Annotated in this window: 15 protein-coding genes; 6 read left to right on the top strand and 9 right to left on the bottom strand. The window is 47.7% G+C overall.

Annotation, left to right across the window (positions count from 1 at the left end; translation table 11 throughout):
* Positions 1-63 precede the first annotated feature (63 nt).
* Together ACQKD4_RS11255 and ACQKD4_RS11250 are read left to right on the top strand one after the other, a co-directional pair.
* Positions 64-1851 carry a type I phosphomannose isomerase catalytic subunit gene (locus ACQKD4_RS11255; RefSeq protein WP_427373394.1) on the top strand — a complete coding sequence of 596 codons (1788 nt, stop codon included), beginning with the start codon at positions 64-66 and terminating at the stop codon, positions 1849-1851.
* Positions 1852-2036: 185 nt separating this feature from the next.
* Complete coding sequence (locus tag ACQKD4_RS11250; RefSeq protein ID WP_214876173.1) at positions 2037-2474, top strand: hypothetical protein; 438 nt, start codon at positions 2037-2039, stop codon at positions 2472-2474.
* A gap of 113 nt (positions 2475-2587) precedes the next feature.
* Here ACQKD4_RS11250 and ACQKD4_RS11245 read toward each other — a convergent pair whose 3' ends face one another.
* From ACQKD4_RS11245 to ACQKD4_RS11220, 6 genes are all read right to left on the bottom strand, one after another.
* Entirely contained in the window at positions 2588-4033 is a 1446-nt protein-coding gene (locus ACQKD4_RS11245) for a glycoside hydrolase family 1 protein (RefSeq protein WP_427373392.1), read from the bottom strand.
* Between the two features lie 16 nt (positions 4034-4049).
* Positions 4050-5900: a beta-glucoside-specific PTS transporter subunit IIABC gene (locus ACQKD4_RS11240; RefSeq protein WP_214746745.1), complete on the bottom strand. Its 1851-nt coding sequence runs from the start codon at positions 5898-5900 to the stop codon at positions 4050-4052.
* A gap of 102 nt (positions 5901-6002) precedes the next feature.
* Positions 6003-6854 carry a BglG family transcription antiterminator LicT gene (gene licT, locus ACQKD4_RS11235; RefSeq protein ID WP_214746742.1) on the bottom strand — a complete coding sequence of 284 codons (852 nt, stop codon included), beginning with the start codon at positions 6852-6854 and terminating at the stop codon, positions 6003-6005.
* Positions 6855-7064: 210 nt separating this feature from the next.
* Positions 7065-7808 carry an AAA family ATPase gene (locus ACQKD4_RS11230; RefSeq protein WP_427373499.1) on the bottom strand — a complete coding sequence of 248 codons (744 nt, stop codon included), beginning with the start codon at positions 7806-7808 and terminating at the stop codon, positions 7065-7067.
* On the bottom strand, positions 7799-9067 hold the full coding sequence (locus ACQKD4_RS11225; protein WP_427373391.1) for a HAMP domain-containing sensor histidine kinase: 1269 nt from the start codon (positions 9065-9067) through the stop codon (positions 7799-7801). Before ACQKD4_RS11225 ends, ACQKD4_RS11230 begins: the two co-directional genes overlap by 10 nt.
* Entirely contained in the window at positions 9064-9714 is a 651-nt protein-coding gene (locus ACQKD4_RS11220) for a response regulator transcription factor (RefSeq protein ID WP_427373390.1), read from the bottom strand. The genes ACQKD4_RS11225 and ACQKD4_RS11220 overlap by 4 nt, the downstream gene beginning before the upstream one ends.
* Positions 9715-9857: 143 nt before the next feature.
* Between ACQKD4_RS11220 and ACQKD4_RS11215 the strand changes: the two genes are divergently transcribed.
* Positions 9858-10430 (top strand): hypothetical protein, encoded by a 573-nt coding sequence (locus tag ACQKD4_RS11215; RefSeq protein WP_427373389.1) that lies wholly within the window; start codon positions 9858-9860, stop codon positions 10428-10430.
* A gap of 56 nt (positions 10431-10486) precedes the next feature.
* Here the strand turns inward: ACQKD4_RS11215 and ACQKD4_RS11210 are convergent, their stop codons facing one another.
* A complete protein-coding gene (locus tag ACQKD4_RS11210; protein WP_427373388.1) occupies positions 10487-12403 on the bottom strand; it encodes an endonuclease MutS2 in 1917 nt (638 codons plus the stop codon).
* Between the two features lie 458 nt (positions 12404-12861).
* Between ACQKD4_RS11210 and ACQKD4_RS11205 the strand changes: the two genes are divergently transcribed.
* Genes ACQKD4_RS11205 through nagE form a run of 3 tightly spaced genes read left to right on the top strand, consistent with a single transcriptional unit; the run spans position 12862 to position 15706 of the window.
* Complete coding sequence (locus tag ACQKD4_RS11205; RefSeq protein ID WP_427373387.1) at positions 12862-13350, top strand: PTS sugar transporter subunit IIA; 489 nt, start codon at positions 12862-12864, stop codon at positions 13348-13350.
* Between the two features lie 20 nt (positions 13351-13370).
* A complete protein-coding gene (locus ACQKD4_RS11200) occupies positions 13371-14219 on the top strand; it encodes a PRD domain-containing protein (RefSeq protein ID WP_251126982.1) in 849 nt (282 codons plus the stop codon).
* Positions 14216-15706, top strand: coding sequence for an N-acetylglucosamine-specific PTS transporter subunit IIBC (nagE, locus tag ACQKD4_RS11195; protein WP_214695709.1), 1491 nt, complete (start codon positions 14216-14218; stop codon positions 15704-15706). Before ACQKD4_RS11200 ends, nagE begins: the two co-directional genes overlap by 4 nt.
* 15 nt (positions 15707-15721) lie before the next feature.
* On the opposite strand, the gene ACQKD4_RS11190 is transcribed toward nagE, so the two are convergent.
* Both ACQKD4_RS11190 and htpX read right to left on the bottom strand, forming a co-directional pair.
* Entirely contained in the window at positions 15722-15925 is a 204-nt protein-coding gene (locus tag ACQKD4_RS11190) for a hypothetical protein (protein WP_427373386.1), read from the bottom strand.
* A 69-nt stretch (positions 15926-15994) separates the two neighbouring features.
* Positions 15995-16882 (bottom strand): zinc metalloprotease HtpX, encoded by an 888-nt coding sequence (htpX, locus tag ACQKD4_RS11185; RefSeq protein WP_427373498.1) that lies wholly within the window; start codon positions 16880-16882, stop codon positions 15995-15997.
* Position 16883 lies beyond the last annotated feature (1 nt).

Here is a 16883-nt window from a genome sequence, read left to right as displayed (position 1 = left end):
TGATTTAAACTTTGTTTAGTTTTTAAATTCATAAGTGTATATTAAATAATAGGAGGATGGAATATGAGCGCTATTCTTTTACAACCACACTATCAACACCGACTTTGGGGAGGGGAGCGTCTGAAGCGATTTGGTTTCGAATTCAATGACCCTTCGATTGGTGAAGCCTGGACGGCTTCTGCATTAGAAAAAGGCAGTTCAGCCGTTGCTTCTGGACCTTACATTGGTCTTTCTTTGCATGAACTCTATCAACAACATCCAGAGTTGTTTCAAATTAGCTCGGATGTGTTTCCGCTATTAATTAAATGGATTGATGCAAACGATGATTTGTCTATTCAAGTTCATCCGAATGATTTGTTGGCAAACCGACTCGAAAATGAACCATATGGAAAAAATGAATGTTGGTACATTCTCGATGCTCCGGCAGATGCGACACTCATTTACGGTCACTCCTATACCACCTTGGAAAATTTCAACAAAGCGCTTGAAACAGGCGATTTGGAAAACGGCTTGATACGAAAACCGATTCATGCCGGTGATTTTTTCTATGTCCCAGCTGGAACGGTGCATGCGTTGACAAAAGGGGTATGCGTACTGGAAATTCAACAAAGTTCGGACACAACCTATCGTCTATACGATTACGAGCGAGTAGATGTGACGACCGGTCGTCCTCGTGAGCTTCATGTAGAGAAGGGAGTCCTCGCTTCTTTCGTCCCTCACCTTGGCTATAGCGAACCAATCCGTCAACTCGATCACTTTCGAACACGTTTGACGAAGAATCCATTCTTCTTCGTGGAAAAATGGCACGTTACAGCGAAAGAAAAGATTTCGACCGACACGTTTCGGTTACTATCTGTCGTGCAAGGAACATTAATCATTGATGAGATGGAAGTACCTACGGGAGGTACACTCCTTCTCCCGGCCAATGAGTCGTTCTTGATTGAGGGAGAAGCGACTTGTTTAGTGACTGGTGTTCCTTCCGATGAGAAGCAAGTCGTCCGAATCGGGATCGATTTAGGAGGGACGAACACTCGGATTGCGGCTGTTTCACTCAAAGGTGAAGTACTAAAACAACTTACGTTTAACACGCAGCCTCACCTTCCTTTTGAAGAAGCATTACAATCTATCGAGACTGCGATTCATCAATTCAATGTTGAATTCGATATACAGCATGTCGGGCTTGTGGCACCCGGTCCACTCGATTTGAAACAGGGAATGTTTTTAACTCCTCCAAATCTTCCGAATTGGCACAATCAAAAAATCGTTGAGCCTTTAACACAGAGTCTCGGCTATTCTGTCACCCTTGAAAACGATGCGAATGCGGCAGCTCTCGCAGAAGCCAAATTTGGGGCAGGGAAAGGATTCGATTCTGTTTTTTATGTAACAGTCAGCACAGGGATTGGTGGCGGATATGTCTATAAACATCAAGTCATTCGAGGGGCGAACGGCAGTGCCGGTGAAATCGGAAATATGATTATCCGTTCGAACGGACCAGCTCACCCTGTACTGAATCGAGGCTCTCTCGAATCACTCGCTAGTGGTACGGCGCTCATGAATCGCGCAAGCGAAAAGGGGTATACAAACGTCCCTTCGCTATTATTAGATGATGAGTACCGCCATCACTTCGTCGAGGAACTGGCCAGCGGACTAGCTAATATCATTCATACCGTCGATCCTGATGTGATTGTATTAGGGGGCGGCGTCATGATGTCGGCCTCATTATTTTGGAACGAATTACAACAAGCAGTCTCGAATAAAATGTATCCACATGCTAGTGGAAAAACGTGTCTATGCCTCACTCAATTGTCAGGAGATGCGGGCGTGATTGGCGCTGCCTTTGTCGAAGCATAATGAAATTTGAAAAACGGACGTTCATCGTGAATGTCCGTTTTTCCGTATACAGAAATGAAAAATAAATCAACATTATACTTTACGAATCATTTGCGATTTCTTTTCTAGATTGAGTTAGATTCGTTTACTTTAGCGTGGTAACGTGAAATGATAATGATACCAACTCTTTAAAGTGAGGTGACGGTGTGTCTAACACAGAGCACGAACAAGCGACATCTATTTTGCATCACCTCTTTACCGCCTCATCATTTGTCGGAATCGACTTCGGATCGGGTCCGAACCATCATCTCCTCTATTTCAGTCGCCAAGGATTGGAATCTTGGATTTCCATTGAGGGACCATGGCATGTCCATGCGACGCAAAGTACGTTCGACGAAGGTGAACAACTCGAACAACTCATGCGGCTTCGTCGTGAGCGCATCCATCACGTACGACTCGGTCACGAACATCCCCATCTCGAACTCGAATTTGAATCAGGTTCTCTCCTATTCATCAATGGATTTCAAGAACAATTTGAATGTTGGCAAGCAGGTGACGCGCGACCGCTCGGCGGAGACGCCTATCTGTTGGTCGCGATGCCGCAAGGTGAGCTTGCTGTGTTTGCTGACGGAGACGACGAATGAGCACGTGGATGGAGATTGTCTTATACATGTTGGTTGCCGGGGGCGTTAGCCTCGCGATCATCTTATTGCGAAAGATTACGAAAGCATGAAAAAAGCGGCCGAGGCCGCTTTTCTCATTTGACTGATTCTTCTTCATATAAGCTCGCGCCTTGTGAACGAATCACATCTTGGTACCAGAAGAACGATTCTTTTCGTTTTCGTTCTAACGTCCCGGTACCGTCGTCATGTCGGTCTACGTAAATGAAACCGTACCGTTTGCTATACTCACCTGTCGAGGCACTCACCAAGTCGATACAGCCCCAACTCGTGTACCCCATCACTTCAACCCCGTCTTCGATTGCATCCATCATCCCTTTTAAATGGTCGCGTAAGTAATCAATCCGATAGTGATCATGAATTGTTCCATCCGACTCGATTTGATCATATGCACCTAATCCGTTCTCGACGATGAACAACGGGAGCTCATAACGCTCATATAACTTGTTTAAGATGACGCGAAGTCCGGTCGGGTCAATCTCCCATCCCCAATCGCTCGCCTGTAAATATGGATTCTTGACCCCGCTCATGATATTTCCTTCCGCTTCATCTTGGTCTTTTTCTGCCTTTTCAGTACGCGACATATAGTAACTGAGCGAAAAGAAATCAACTGTATTTTCTTTTAGAATTTCAAGATCACCATCTTCCATTTCGAGTTCAATGCCGTTCTCCCGGAAGAAGCGCTTCGCAAAACTTGGATATTTCCCACGTACATGGACATCCCCGCAGAAGAAGTTCATCATCCGCTCAGCATCGTGTGCAAACCACACATCGTCCGGGTTTGAGCTGTATGGATAGACTGGAGCTGCAATGAGCATACATCCAATTTGCATCGTTGGGTCAATCTCGCGTGCCGCTTTCGTTGCGAGTGCACTTGCGACCAGTTGGTGATGAAGTCCCTGATACGTGAGTTGTAATGTATTTTCCTCTTCTCGAACCGCGATTCCTAGACTGAGCATTGGCATAAATTGCGCTCCGTTGATTTCGTTAAACGTCAACCAATATTTGACCTTACCTCGATAACGTTCGAATAAGACGCGACTATATCGTTCAAAATATTCCACGAGGCGGCGATCACGCCAACCTCCATAATGTTTTGCAAGATGCAACGGCATCTCATAGTGAGAAATCGTGACGAGTGGTTCAATGCCTTGTGCGACCAACTCATCGATGACGCGATCGTAGAATTGAAGACCTTCCTCGTTCGGTTCAACTTCATCTCCATTCGGGAAAATTCGTGACCAGGCAATCGACATACGGAATGTCTTGAATCCCATTTCTTTAAAGAGGGCGATATCTTCTTTGTAGCGATGATAGAAGTCGATCCCTTCATGGTTCGGATACGAATATTCATCATGTAATTCAAAATCAAACGTTGGGTCATGAATGATCTTCATTCGGTGCTTCCCACCAGGCATCACGTCAGCGATCGAAAGTCCTTTACCACCTTCCTGATAACCGCCCTCTAGTTGATTGGCCGCAGTGGCCCCGCCCCATAAAAATTCACTCGATACTTGTTTCATATTGTCTCCTCCTTTGTTATACAATGACGCGCAATACGCCATGATTCGCTTCTACCGCTCCTGTGTAAGTTGGTAATACGTCTAAATAATGATCGGTATTCGTCACAATGATTGGTGTGATCGTGTCATATCCTTCACGAGCGATGGCATCCATATCAAACCGGACGAGCGAATCTCCTTCTTTCACTTTCTGTCCATCCGTCACAAGTGTTTCAAAGTACTTCCCGTTTAATTTAACCGTGTCTAAACCAATGTGAATCAATACTTCTACACCTGTATCAGATCGAAGACCGATTGCATGTTTTGATGGGTAAACCGTGACGATTTCGCCGTCAAACGGAGCATACACGGTACCTTCTGAAGGCATGATGGCAATCCCTTTCCCCATCGCCCCACTTGAGAATACTTCATCTCGAACCGTTTCAAGCGACACGACTTCTCCTTTCAATGGAGCTGAGACCGGAAAGCCTACCTGCTCAGATACAGACTGGGCGACCTCTTGTTCTTGCGACTCGACCGTCGCTTCTTCTTTGTGGAAGACCATTGTCAACACGAGAGCGACCACCGTTGCTACCGCCATTCCGATAAATGCTCCGTAAAATGCTAAATCGACACCCGTTGGAGGAATCATGACCGGAATGCTAAAAATTCCGAGTCCTCCCATCGCATAAGCTGCTGTACCGAACAAACCTCCTACTACACCACCAGCCGCTCCACCAACTACTCCAAACACAAATGGTTTTTTACGCGGAAGCGTCAAGCCATAGATAGCCGGCTCCGTAATTCCAAACACACCTGCGATTGTGGAAGATGTTCCTAACCCTTTCACTTTCGGGTTTTTGGCTTTTAAGGTAATCGCGAGAACCGCACCTACTTGACCAAATGTCGCCATCAATACACCGACAACGATCGTATCCATACCGACGACTGATAAGTTGTTGATGATGATTGGCACAAGACCCCAGTGAAGCCCGAACATGACGAGCACTTGCCAGAACGCACCGATGAATGCGATGGCGATTGTAGGACTCAAGTCATATAAGAATGAGTATCCGTTCGCCAATCCTTGACTCGCATACGTTGCGACCGGTCCGATTGCTAAAAACGTTAGCGGAACAACGAGTAACAATGCCATCATCGGCGTCGTGAAGTTTCGGACGGCCTCATGTGTATGACGGTTGAAGAATGTTTCTACTTTTGAAGACACATATGTCGCCAAGATAATCGGGATGACCGAAGACGCATAACTCATCAAGACGACTGGTACATTGAGGAACGTTAACGACTCACCGGCTCCTTGAATAGCGACAATCGAAGGATAAACGAGCGCTCCCCCGATAATCATCCCAATATACGGGTTCCCACCAAATTTCTTCGCAGCCGAATGTCCTAAAATCACTGGTAGGAAGTAAAATAGTGCGTCTGCCGCGGCATTTAAGACGACATACGTCCCCATCTCTTGCGTTAATAATCCGAGCGCGACGAGAATCGCAAGTAATCCTTTCAACAGACCACTACCTGCCATCGGTCCGAGGATCGGCGTAAAGATTCCGGCAATCACATCGATCAATCGGTTGAATACACCTGATTTTTCTTCATCCTCGGTTGAAGATGTCTGGAAACCACCAACGTCAACCACCTCTTTGTAGACGTAAGGTACATTGTTTCCGATGACGACTTGAAACTGTCCGCCGCTTTGAACGACGGTGATGATACCATCTTGTTGTTTTAATGTCGCCGCACTCGCTTTTGATTCATCTTTTAGTTTGAAGCGCAACCGCGTTGCACAGTGAAAGACGCTTTTGACGTTTTCTTTACCACCGACATGTTGCACAATCGTTTCTGCCAGTTGTTTGTATTGGTCCATCTTGTTCACTCCTTATCATTTTAGGTAAAAAGAAAAACCTAAATCACCACACAACAAATTGTGTAGTCATTTAGGTTTGGCCTGCATCATCAGTAACCATCCTTAGGGTCGGCGTTCTTTCATTAAGTTTTCGATATGAATCATCATATACAGCCGTTCGTCCATTGATACGTCGTAATGATATTTCGTCGCGATCAACCCGGCGATTTTTTCGACACACTCAAACGCTTCCGGGTATCGCTGCTTCACCATCAGGAACAAGGTTTCGTCACCCGTTGACTTGACCTTCTCTCCAGATGCAAGGCGCTGCACAAAATATTTTAAATGTGTCAAAAAGCGTGCATACGCGTATGACTCTTCGTCCAATTCGATTTGAAAATGGTACGTAATGATCGTCAGAATCGCTTGCGTAGCTCGCGTCATCTCGGTGACAAGATGCAGGTTTTCACCTTTGACACCAGACATCGTCGCATTGACGAGATGTAAGGCAATCGCAACTGCCTCGTCTTCATCAAGTTTGACCTTGTGCCGCTCATTGATCAGTTTAACCGCTTCTTTTCCGATAGCGAACTCCGGAGCATAAAATCGTTTCACTTCCCAAACGAGAGGATTTCGAATTTGGATTCCATCCTGATACCGACTGAGTGCAAAATGAAGGTGGTCTGCTAGCGTCACATATAACGAATCATGGATGGGTTGATCCAATCGTTGTTCAGCCAACCTGACAATCTGCTTCACCGTTTCCATCTCATCTGTCGGCATTTCATTTAAAAAGTGAACGAAACGCTCATAGCTTTCTTTACTCTCGAGCGTAAAGATTTTTTCGATTCGTGTCTGGTCAATTGGATCGCCTGGTCGCTTTTGAAACGCAATCCCGCGCCCCATCACAACCTGCTCTTGACCGTTCGCATCGATGGCTACGACATTGTTGTTGAACACTTTTGAAATATGCATGGTCTCCTCACCTCGCTCTCATTCAACTGAACTGAAAAGAAAAAAACCTAAATTCACACCAGAGTCCAATATGGAGTCATGGCATCAATTTAGGTTTTGCCTGCATCACCAGTAACAATCCCAAAGTGGATTTTCTTCTTTTCGATATAAGCATACTCCCTAGACATCTTGACGTCAACATAAAATTAAAACGCTTACATCGTGACCGTTTTATTCATCGAACAAGACCCGCTGCATCCGCTCTGGCGCATCCAAATAGTCGCGCATGACCTTTACATGTTCCAGATCATCAAACGCTGTCGGAGTAAGCCCCGTCTCCACTTGCAAAATCATCGCACCTGGATACGACATCAAGATAGGGGAGTGACTCGCAATGATGAATTGACTTCCCGCTTGTACGAGTTCATGCATGCGCGCGAGCATCGTCAGTTGACGCATCGGTGACAATGCGGCCTCTGGCTCATCCAAAATGTAGAGACCGTCTCCACGAAAACGATGTAGCATGAGGGAGAGAAACGCTTCACCGTGTGACTGTTCATGAAGAGAACGTCCGCCGTATGATTCATAAAATCGTTCAGGATCTCGCCCTGATTTCGCCATCTCGTCCACATAACTTGATAGCTGATATGCCGTCTCGGCACGTAAGAAAAAGCCATCTTTCGGACGATACGGGCCTCGAATCGGACGAAGCGCTTCAAACAAGGAACTATGCGTCGACTCTGTTTCAAATTGGAAGGAAGGTGCTCCGCCTTCTGGATTGAATCCGGCCGCCACGGCCATCCCCTCAATCAATGTCGACTTCCCACTCCCATTCTCTCCGACAAGAAACGTGACAGGATGATGAAACGATAGTTCATCGAGTGTCTGAAAAATCGGTAACGTATACGGATAGCCTGTCGAACGGATTCGTTTCCTCTCTAACCGTACCCCACGCAAAAACAAAGTCATGTCCATTCGATCCAAAATGTCGCCCCCTTCTCTGAATTAACCCCGTAAGAAAGCCCTTGTGCTTCAAGAAGTAATTTCGTGATGGCGAGACCTAGGCCATGTCCGTTCGAGCGGTCTCCTTTCACATACATATCCCAAATGGAATGCTGGATGGTAGGGTCAATTCCCTTCCCTTCATCTGTCACTTCTAATCGATTTGGCGTCAGTCTGATGGTGATGCATCCCCGAGGAGGACTCGCTTCATACGCATTTCTCAAGAAGTTCGAGAGAACCCGTTCCATCGCTAGTCGGTCAGCTTGAATCATTACAGACTCCAATTGTAAATCGAGCGTCACGTCTTTTTGTCGGAACCACTCGGACATGCGTGAAGTCAGTCGACGAATCAAGTCATCTAGTTGAAGCGACTCTATTTCAAGCGGAATCGTACCGGACGACAACTTTGAATATTCGAGCATCTGGTTGACGAGTCGGTCAATCCGGTCCACTTCCTCGGTAATACTTTTTCCGGTCATCGAAATATCCGATGTCTCCACAACACCTAGCTCCAGCATCTCCGCCTCGTTCCGAACGATGGCGAGTGGTGTACGCACATCATGCGTCACCCCGGATATAAATGATTTTTGAAGCACCTCTTTTTCTTGAAGCGATTCATTCATACGACCGACCGTGACGGTCAAATCCCCAATCTCGTCATTCGTCACATTCGGTAGAGTGATGTCGTGTCGTCCCTCCATGATCGATGCGGTCGCTTGCTTCAACTCCACGAGCGGCTGCGTGAGCCGACGACTCATCCAAAATGTGACGCCGATGGCAACCAACAGTGCCAGGATAAACCCACCTGCTAGGATAAGATAGATTTGCTGAAACTGTGGATTCGAGAACGGTACGGGGCTGTACGTCACGATTTGAATATCCCCTTCTTCTTGTAAATACGTCAAGAAGCGGGTGCCGTTCACACTCACTTCGTCCTGAACCGCTAAGTCATTCGGGTCAAGGCTGATCGGCATCATGCGATGCATCCGTCCACCACGTTCGAGCTCGACCCGTTGTCCGTCCTGAAATAGGAGCACGTCTAGTTGACCTGGAATCCCACGTCCCTCTTGAACGGCCTCATACACAATCGCCGCCTCGCGCTCCAATTGTGCATATGTTTCGTCTTCTGCGAAACGTCCGATCAATAATGACGTGAGTCCGAAAGTTAAGAGTGCCATCACAGCAAGTGGTAGAACAGCCGTCCACAGTAATTTCTTCATTAACCGATTCATGACAGTCTCTCTAAGCGATAACCGACCCGGTGAACGGTCTTCAACTGTTCTTTCAGTGTGGGTGATTTATCACGTAATTGTTTAATATGAGTGTCGACCGTACGCGTATCTCCGACGAACGCGTAGTCCCATACGTCGTCGAGCAGGCGATTCCGGTCCAACGCCTCTCCGACGTGCTTCCATAGATACAAAAGTAGTTCATACTCCTTATTTGTCAGTCGAAGCGGATGACCGTTCTCCTGTACCATTCTCGATTTGATGTCGATAGTGAGCGCTCCGAATTGAATCACATCGGTCTGTTTGACGAGACGTTTCAGACGAATCTCTAGCTCTTTCAAGACAATCGGTTTGACCAAGTAGTCGTCTGCCCCGAGCTCCAATCCGAATACGCGATCATCTGCCTCGCCTCGCGCCGTCGTCAAGATGATGGCAGGTGCGGGCTGTTGCGCTTTCAATGTCGGTATCAAAGTCCACCCTTCCCCATCCGGTAAGCGAACGTCCAATAAGACCGCATCAAATCGTTGATGCAACTGTTGTTTCGCCTCACTCAAGGTCATCGCCACGGTCACCTCAAACCCGGCATAGGTTAAAAAACGGGACATGCCGTCCGCCAGTTTTTGTTCATCTTCCACAACGAGTACGTTCATCTCCTATCGCCTCCACATCCATTATATCGCACACATCGAACGTCCCACCGTTTCCCAAAGACAATTTGCAGAAATCTTGCAACTCCCTCACAACTTCTAACGCCTTCAGTTCTACACTTGAAGTAACAAAGGAGGAGATACACATGAAATCAACAAAACTAGCAATCGCCTTAGCGGGGCTTTTAGCCGTCTCGGGCACTGGCGTATATGCCGCGACGAATGACACGACGACAGATGAATCGACAACGACAGCATCCACACAATGCGAACGTGGTGAACGGGGTCCTGGTATGTTCGGTGAACGAGAAGCGGGGCATGCTGCTCTCATCGAAGCGCTCGGTTTAACAGAAGAAGAAGTGGATGCTGCTCGCGAAAACGGGCAATCACTTCCTGAGCTTGCAGAAGAAAAAGGGATCTCAATCGAAGCGTTCATCGATGCCATCATGACGTCGCATGAAGAAAAACTCGCAACCGCTGTGGAAGAAGGAAACTTGACGCAAGAAGAAGCCGATCAAATCCTTGCGGACCACGAAGAACGTTTTGCCGATGTGACGAGTTACGATGATTTAGAAGATGCTCGCGGCATGCGTGGCGGACGTGAAGGGGGTCGCCATGGGCATGGTCACGGTCCACATCACGGCGATTCATCCTCTTCAGATGACGATGCTTCAACAGAGAGCGACAGCAACGTAGAAAATCAAAGCAACAGCTTATAAGTCAAAAGGCAGCCACCGCAAGTGGCTGCCTTTTGAATGACGGATGGTAGTACGTTTTATTTACGATTAGATTGCTCTTGTTTCTTTCTTTCTCGAATCTCTTTCTCCACTCGTCGTAACGCTTTTTTCGATCCTCGTGCAAAGTCGTGGGCTTCCTTTCGTTCTTGATACGTCGTAAACAACGTATCCAAATCATAGTCAGCTGGATAAAGTTCCGTTGCCCGTGCTTCTAATCGGACACGACGACTCGGCAACTCTATATACTCTGCATCCACGAACACTCGTACATGCCGACGCGATGCATCAAACGAATAAACAAGACCGACTTGATTCGTCTCGAGTAGACGAACACGGTCACCTTTTTCAAAACGCTCTGCTTCTTCAAGTGGTACCACTTCCACTTCTCGCGTTATTTTAGATTCATCGACTTTCGTTGTGTCATACGTTTTCTCGTTCATGTAACGAGATGCCTGTTTGAGAATCGCTTCCGGTAACTTCATCTTGCGAGCGATAAATAAGGCGTTGCTGTCGCCTGACTGCCCCATGAGAAGTCGGTATTTCGGTTCGAGCGTTTCCGGGTCAAACTGCATCGCTGCGTTCATGAAATCCGGATGCGCTTCAGAATACGATTTGATTTCTCCATAATGCGTCGATGCCACGACAATCGCGCCCCGTTTATATGCCGCTTCTAAAATGGCAATCGCAAGAGCGGCCCCTTCATTCGGTTCCGTCCCACTTCCGATTTCGTCGAATAACAAGAGTGACCGTTTTCCAGCGGTTTGCATGATTTTCGCCACATTGTGCATATGCGCCGAGAACGTACTGAGCGCCGACTCCAAATCCTGATTGTCTCCGATATCGACGAACACCTCATCGAATGTCGAGATGACCGTATCGGGATGGGCCGGTATATGCAGACCCGTCATCGTCATGAGACTGAGGAGTCCAATCGTTTTCAATACGACCGTCTTCCCGCCGGCGTTCGGTCCCGTGATAATCAAGCCGCGATAGTCTGAACCGATGGCAAAATCGAGTGGCACAGCGCTTTCTAAGAGCGGATGGCGTACTCGCTTCAATTGGATGCGACCGGTCGCATTCACATGCGGTGTCACGCCATCAATCGACTGACTGTACTTCCCTTTGGCGAAGACCATATCGTACTGGGCAATGACATCGAGCGTCGCCTCGATGTCAGGAAGAACTTCTGCCACGGCTCCCGTCAACGTCGCTAGTACTTGATACACTTCTACCGCTTCTTCCGTCCGTTTGACGACGAGTTCAGCGTTCAACTTCGAAATGGCTTCCGGTTCAATAAAGACCGTCGTGCCGCGATTCGATGTGTCCACAATCGTACCCGCCACTTTATGCTTATATGAAGCTTTGATCGGGATGGTGAAGCGGTCCTGTTTTTTCGTGACGAATCCGTCTTGAATCATCTCACGATTGGCGGCGCTCTTCAAAAACTTGGCCAACCGTTCCTCAATCCGTCCTTCGAGAATATCGACTTGTTTTCGAATCCGCTTCAACTCTTTTGACGCCTCATCGACGACCTGACCGGCTCGAATCGCTTGCGTGATGTGTTCTTCGAGCGTTCGCCATTCTCCCATTCCGGCAGCATATGCGGACAAGAGTGGTGCGAAAAATTCATGTTCGAGCATGAATCGCTTCAGCTTGCGAGCGCCACGTAAAAACTCGGCGACCGCTTCGAGCTCGTTTGCTTCGAGTTGGATCCCGCGTTGTAGTTTCCCGATGATCGTCTCCATATCAGACACTCCGATGAATGGGACATGTGACGTCGCATCTAAAATCGCTCGTGCTTCAGACGTTTCTTGCAGGCGCTTCTTCACCGTCGCAATATGGCTCGTCGGACGTTGCTGCCTGAGTAGTCGTCTTCCGAATCCGCTGATGCAGAAGCGCTCTACTTTTGTCATCAATTCGTTGTATTGTAATTTTTCAAATGTTTGTTCGTTCATGTGTGTCTCTCCTCAAATTGTAGAATCGAGATACCGCGCAAACAAAAAAGCGTCGGTCGATGACGACCAACGCAAAAAGACAGACCGGTGTCTGGCAGTTTTTGATGGGCGGTATCTGTAACGGAACATGACGGCATGACAAAAAGACGTATCATCCGACAATTTTCAGTTCGTTAGGCAGATACAACCTCACTCATCAACATGCAACACCTTTCTTCAATAGATTCGCCCTTACTATACAACAGATTCATCACCTTGTAAAATTTTAGAGAACGCTTTCAAAAAAAGACTTGTGTCTCAAATCCACACATGTTATGTTGAACGTGAAGAAACGAATAGCGATCACATGTGACTGATTCGATCAGGCATGGGGTAAGACGTACGGTGCATGCCACCCGTCTATACTCCATGCCTGTTTTGTTTTTCCTCGTTTTGCGTTAAGAAAGGATGTAGAAGATATGTTATGGAATAAGTTAATGAATCGACACAAACCGACACTGCACTCGCCAATGGAAGGAGACGTTATTCCACTCGATCAAGTAGCGGACCCGGTCTTCAGTGAAAAGATGATGGGGGATGGCATTGCCATCACACCGACAGACGGAGCAGTCGTCTCACCAGCTGACGGAGAAATTGTACAAATCGCTCCGACCAAGCACGCCATCGGTATTCGGACCGAGGACGGTGCTGAGATTTTGATTCACGTCGGACTCGACACCGTCGAACTCGAAGGTCGACCGTTCGATCTCCGTGTAGATGTAGGTGACCACGTGAAAACAGGACAGCTGTTAATGACAGCCGACTTGTCCCAAATTTATCAAGCTGGTAAAGACACGGTCACGCCAATGGTCGTGACGAATGGTGGCGCGCTTGCCCATCATTACGCCTTCACATTCACGAAGGAAGCCGTCCCGGGTAAGACGATTGTCGCCCGAGTGGAAGCGTGACTCCAGAACAAGGAGGACACATGATTAAGATCAAAAAGATTTTGAACAACAATGCGGTCATCGTTTCGGACGATGGGGAAGAAAAAATTGCGATTGGTCCTGGCGTCGCCTTTAAAAAGACGAAGAACGACATCGTCAATCCCCATAAAATCGAAAAATTGTTCATCATGCCGGAAAACGATAAGTTCCAGCAGTTGTTGAGTCGGATTCCCGTTGAACACTTTACCGTTTCCGAGGACATTATTTCGTACGCAGAAAAACGGCTTGAGACATCATTTAATGAACATATCCACATCGTCCTGACCGACCATATCTCATTTGCCATTGAGCGGGAGATGGAAGGCATCTCACTGCGGAACAAACTGTTGAATGAGATTAAAATCCTTTATCGGAATGAGTACGAGATTGGACTATGGGCGATTGAACATATCGCAGAAAAATTGAACGTCCAAATGCCGAAAGACGAAGCCGCGTTCATCGCGCTTCATATCCATACGATGAAAGTGAAAGGAGGTGATTTACGCAAGACGGTCAAACAGACAACGATTGTCCGCGACATGATTCAATCGATTTCACGACGACTCGATGTATCCATTGAAGAAGATGACTTATCCTATCAACGATTATTAACACATTTACGGTTCGTCATGGATCGGGTCAACCATTACGATCATCACACGATTGATGAAGACATGCTCCGCATGATTCAGACGAAATTCACGTCTGCTTATGCGTGCGCATCTGATGTCGCAACAGAAATGGAAGAGACATATGGCATCGTCTTGCCCGAGTCAGAACTTGGCTATATTACGCTCCACATTCAACGCCTACAAGATCAACACCACCAAAAAGGAGGAAATCAAAAATGATGAACTTTTTCCAACGTCTCGGACGTTCCCTCATGTTACCGGTTGCCGTACTTCCGGCTGCCGCGATTCTCATGGGGATTGGTTATTGGATTGACCCAGTCGGCTGGGGATCCGAAAACATTGCAGCTGCATTCTTAATCAAAGCGGGTGCGGCGATTATCGATAACATTCCAATTCTTTTCGCAGTTGGGGTCGCTCTCGGAATGGCTAAAAACCGCGATGGTTCTGCAGCACTCAGCGGACTCGTCGCCTTCTTGACCGTCACAACACTTCTCTCTGCTGGCACGGTCGCGTTGTTCCAAGGTGTGGATGTCGAAGCCGTCAACCCGGCATTCGGGAAGATTGCCAACGCGTTCGTCGGGATTCTTTCTGGTCTCGTCGCTGCTTCGATGTACAACCGCTTTAGTCACGTCAAATTACCGGATGCCCTCGCGTTCTTTAGTGGAAAGCGTCTCGTTCCAATCATGACGGCATTCTCGATGATTCTTGTATCGGTCGCGCTCTACTTCATCTGGCCGGTCGTTTACACAGGCCTCGTTGGATTCGGGGAATCGATTTCTAAACTTGGCGCATTCGGTGCCGGACTTTACGGATTCTTCAACCGTCTCTTGATCCCAACCGGGCTTCACCACGCCCTCAACTCGGTCTTCTGGTTCGACGTTGCAGGCATTAACGACATCGGGAATTTCTGGTCTGGTGAAGGTGAGAAAGGTGTAACGGGAATGTACCAAGCGGGTTACTTCCCAATCATGATGTTCGGTCTCCCGGCCGCAGCACTTGCGATGTACCACACAGCGAAGACAAAACGTAAGAAACAAGCGGCTTCGCTTCTTCTTGCAGCTGCATTCGCTTCATTCTTTACAGGGGTAACTGAACCACTTGAGTTCTCGTTCATGTTCCTCGCACCAGTTCTTTACCTTGTACACGCAGTCCTTACAGGAATCTCGCTCTTTATCGCGGCAACGTTCCAGTGGACAGCCGGGTTCGGATTCAGTGCAGGATTGGTTGACTTCGTGTTGAGCTCACGCTTGCCGCTTGCGAACCAACCATACATGTTACTCGTTCAAGGTCTCGTATTTGCAGTCATCTACTACGCAATCTTCCGCTTCATGATTGTGAAGCTCAATTTGGCGACACCAGGTCGTGAACCAGATGAAGTTGTGGATGCAGTCGCAAGTGAAACGACAGATGGCGAAACGAAAGTGGCGCCGGTCGCATCTGCTTCAGGTAACGAGTTCTCAGCGATGGCGAACATGATTTATGACGGTCTCGGCGGTGACAGCAACGTCACAGGAATCGAGTCTTGCATCACACGCCTACGCGTCGATGTCAAAGACATGGATACTGTCAACCAAGATCAAATCAAGAAAGCCGGCATCCCTGGCGTTAAAGTCGTCAGCCCGAATCATATCCAAGTCATCGTCGGTACAAACGTTCAGTTCGTCCTCGATGAGATTGAAAAAATCCGTAGCCACCGCGCCGGATAAACGTCGAAAGCCACCTCATTCAGGTGGCTTTTCTTGTTTTTGTGCATAGTGTTTATAGAATTGAATGAAGTAATAGAGAAAAATCCATGGCAAGATGTATTGGGTAAGCCACATAATGACATGCATCAATTGCCAAATCGGATTATTCAATACAAAACCTGATAAGAAAATGACGACACAAAATCCAAGGACGAACCCTATGTACTTCTTTTTACCCAACTCATTCACCCCCTTATTTTCCCAGTTCAGTGTAACACAAAGAGCCTGCCGCAACCGGACAGGCTCTGATTACATTTGACGAAGTCGGGAAATCCGCTCGACTGGATCAGGGTGCGTCGAGAACAGACCACTCACTTTCTTCTTAAGTGGATCGGAGAAGTAAAGTGGGGCCGAGGCACTCGACGCTTGCTCGACCGGTGTCTCGACGTTGGCAATCTTCTCAAGCGCTGAGGCGAGGGCATCCGGGTTACGGGTCAGTTCCGCTCCACTCGCATCTGCTAGAAACTCGCGATTACGTGAAATCGCCATATTGATCAGCATCGCGATGAGCGGAGCCAACACCAATAAAACAAGTCCGATGATGAGGAAGATGGGATTCTGATTTTGGTCACGTCGTCCCCCACTGATGCTTCGAAAAAATAACATCCGTGAACCGATATCACTCATAATGGCGATGACCGAGACGAGTGCGAGTGTGACCGTCGAGAGACGCACGTCATAGTTTTTAATGTGTGCGACCTCATGCGCAATCACACCTTCCACTTCTTCACGAGACAATCGCTCTAGTAGCCCCGTCGTGACGGCGACGGCCGCCTTTTCTGGTTTCAGTCCGGTTGCAAATGCGTTCGGTGACGGATCGTTGATGATAAAGATACGGGGCATTGGCACTCGCGCGACCATCGCCATGTTTTCGACCGTATGCCATAAAAATCGGTGTTCTTCCACCGATGTCACCTCTCGCGCCCGATTCATCTTCATGACGATATTCGTGCTCGACATGATGACGATTCCGACATAAAACAAGGAGAAGATTGGTGTGAAAATCAAACCTGGGACTGCGTCTCCATAGTTCACATAGGAAATGGCCGCTCCGACGAGAAGGACGAACAACACAAACCCTGTGACGATGAAGACCGTCTTCACTTTATTCTTTCGAATCTGTTCATAGAGGAGCATA

The organism is Exiguobacterium sp. NPDC077395 (genome assembly GCF_050269125.1).
In the GTDB taxonomy this organism is placed as follows: domain Bacteria; phylum Bacillota; class Bacilli; order Exiguobacteriales; family Exiguobacteriaceae; genus Exiguobacterium; species Exiguobacterium aestuarii_A.
This window is presented reverse-complemented; position numbering and strand designations above follow the sequence as displayed.

Bases quoted from the DNA above. Each gene is read 5' to 3' on its own strand.
- ACQKD4_RS11255 (WP_427373394.1), top strand. From the start codon at position 64: ATGAGCGCTATTCTTTTACAACCACACTATCAACACCGACTTTGGGGA.
- ACQKD4_RS11245 (WP_427373392.1), bottom strand. From the start codon at position 4,033: ATGAAACAAGTATCGAGTGAATTTTTATGGGGCGGGGCCACTGCGGCC.
- ACQKD4_RS11240 (WP_214746745.1), bottom strand. From the start codon at position 5,900: ATGGACCAATACAAACAACTGGCAGAAACGATTGTGCAACATGTCGGT.
- licT (WP_214746742.1), bottom strand. From the start codon at position 6,854: ATGCATATTTCAAAAGTGTTCAACAACAATGTCGTAGCCATCGATGCG.
- ACQKD4_RS11230 (WP_427373499.1), bottom strand. From the start codon at position 7,808: ATGGACATGACTTTGTTTTTGCGTGGGGTACGGTTAGAGAGGAAACGA.
- ACQKD4_RS11225 (WP_427373391.1), bottom strand. From the start codon at position 9,067: ATGAATCGGTTAATGAAGAAATTACTGTGGACGGCTGTTCTACCACTT.
- ACQKD4_RS11220 (WP_427373390.1), bottom strand. From the start codon at position 9,714: ATGAACGTACTCGTTGTGGAAGATGAACAAAAACTGGCGGACGGCATG.
- ACQKD4_RS11215 (WP_427373389.1), top strand. From the start codon at position 9,858: ATGAAATCAACAAAACTAGCAATCGCCTTAGCGGGGCTTTTAGCCGTC.
- ACQKD4_RS11210 (WP_427373388.1), bottom strand. From the start codon at position 12,403: ATGAACGAACAAACATTTGAAAAATTACAATACAACGAATTGATGACA.
- ACQKD4_RS11205 (WP_427373387.1), top strand. From the start codon at position 12,862: ATGTTATGGAATAAGTTAATGAATCGACACAAACCGACACTGCACTCG.
- ACQKD4_RS11200 (WP_251126982.1), top strand. From the start codon at position 13,371: ATGATTAAGATCAAAAAGATTTTGAACAACAATGCGGTCATCGTTTCG.
- nagE (WP_214695709.1), top strand. From the start codon at position 14,216: ATGATGAACTTTTTCCAACGTCTCGGACGTTCCCTCATGTTACCGGTT.
- htpX (WP_427373498.1), bottom strand. From the start codon at position 16,882: ATGCTCCTCTATGAACAGATTCGAAAGAATAAAGTGAAGACGGTCTTC.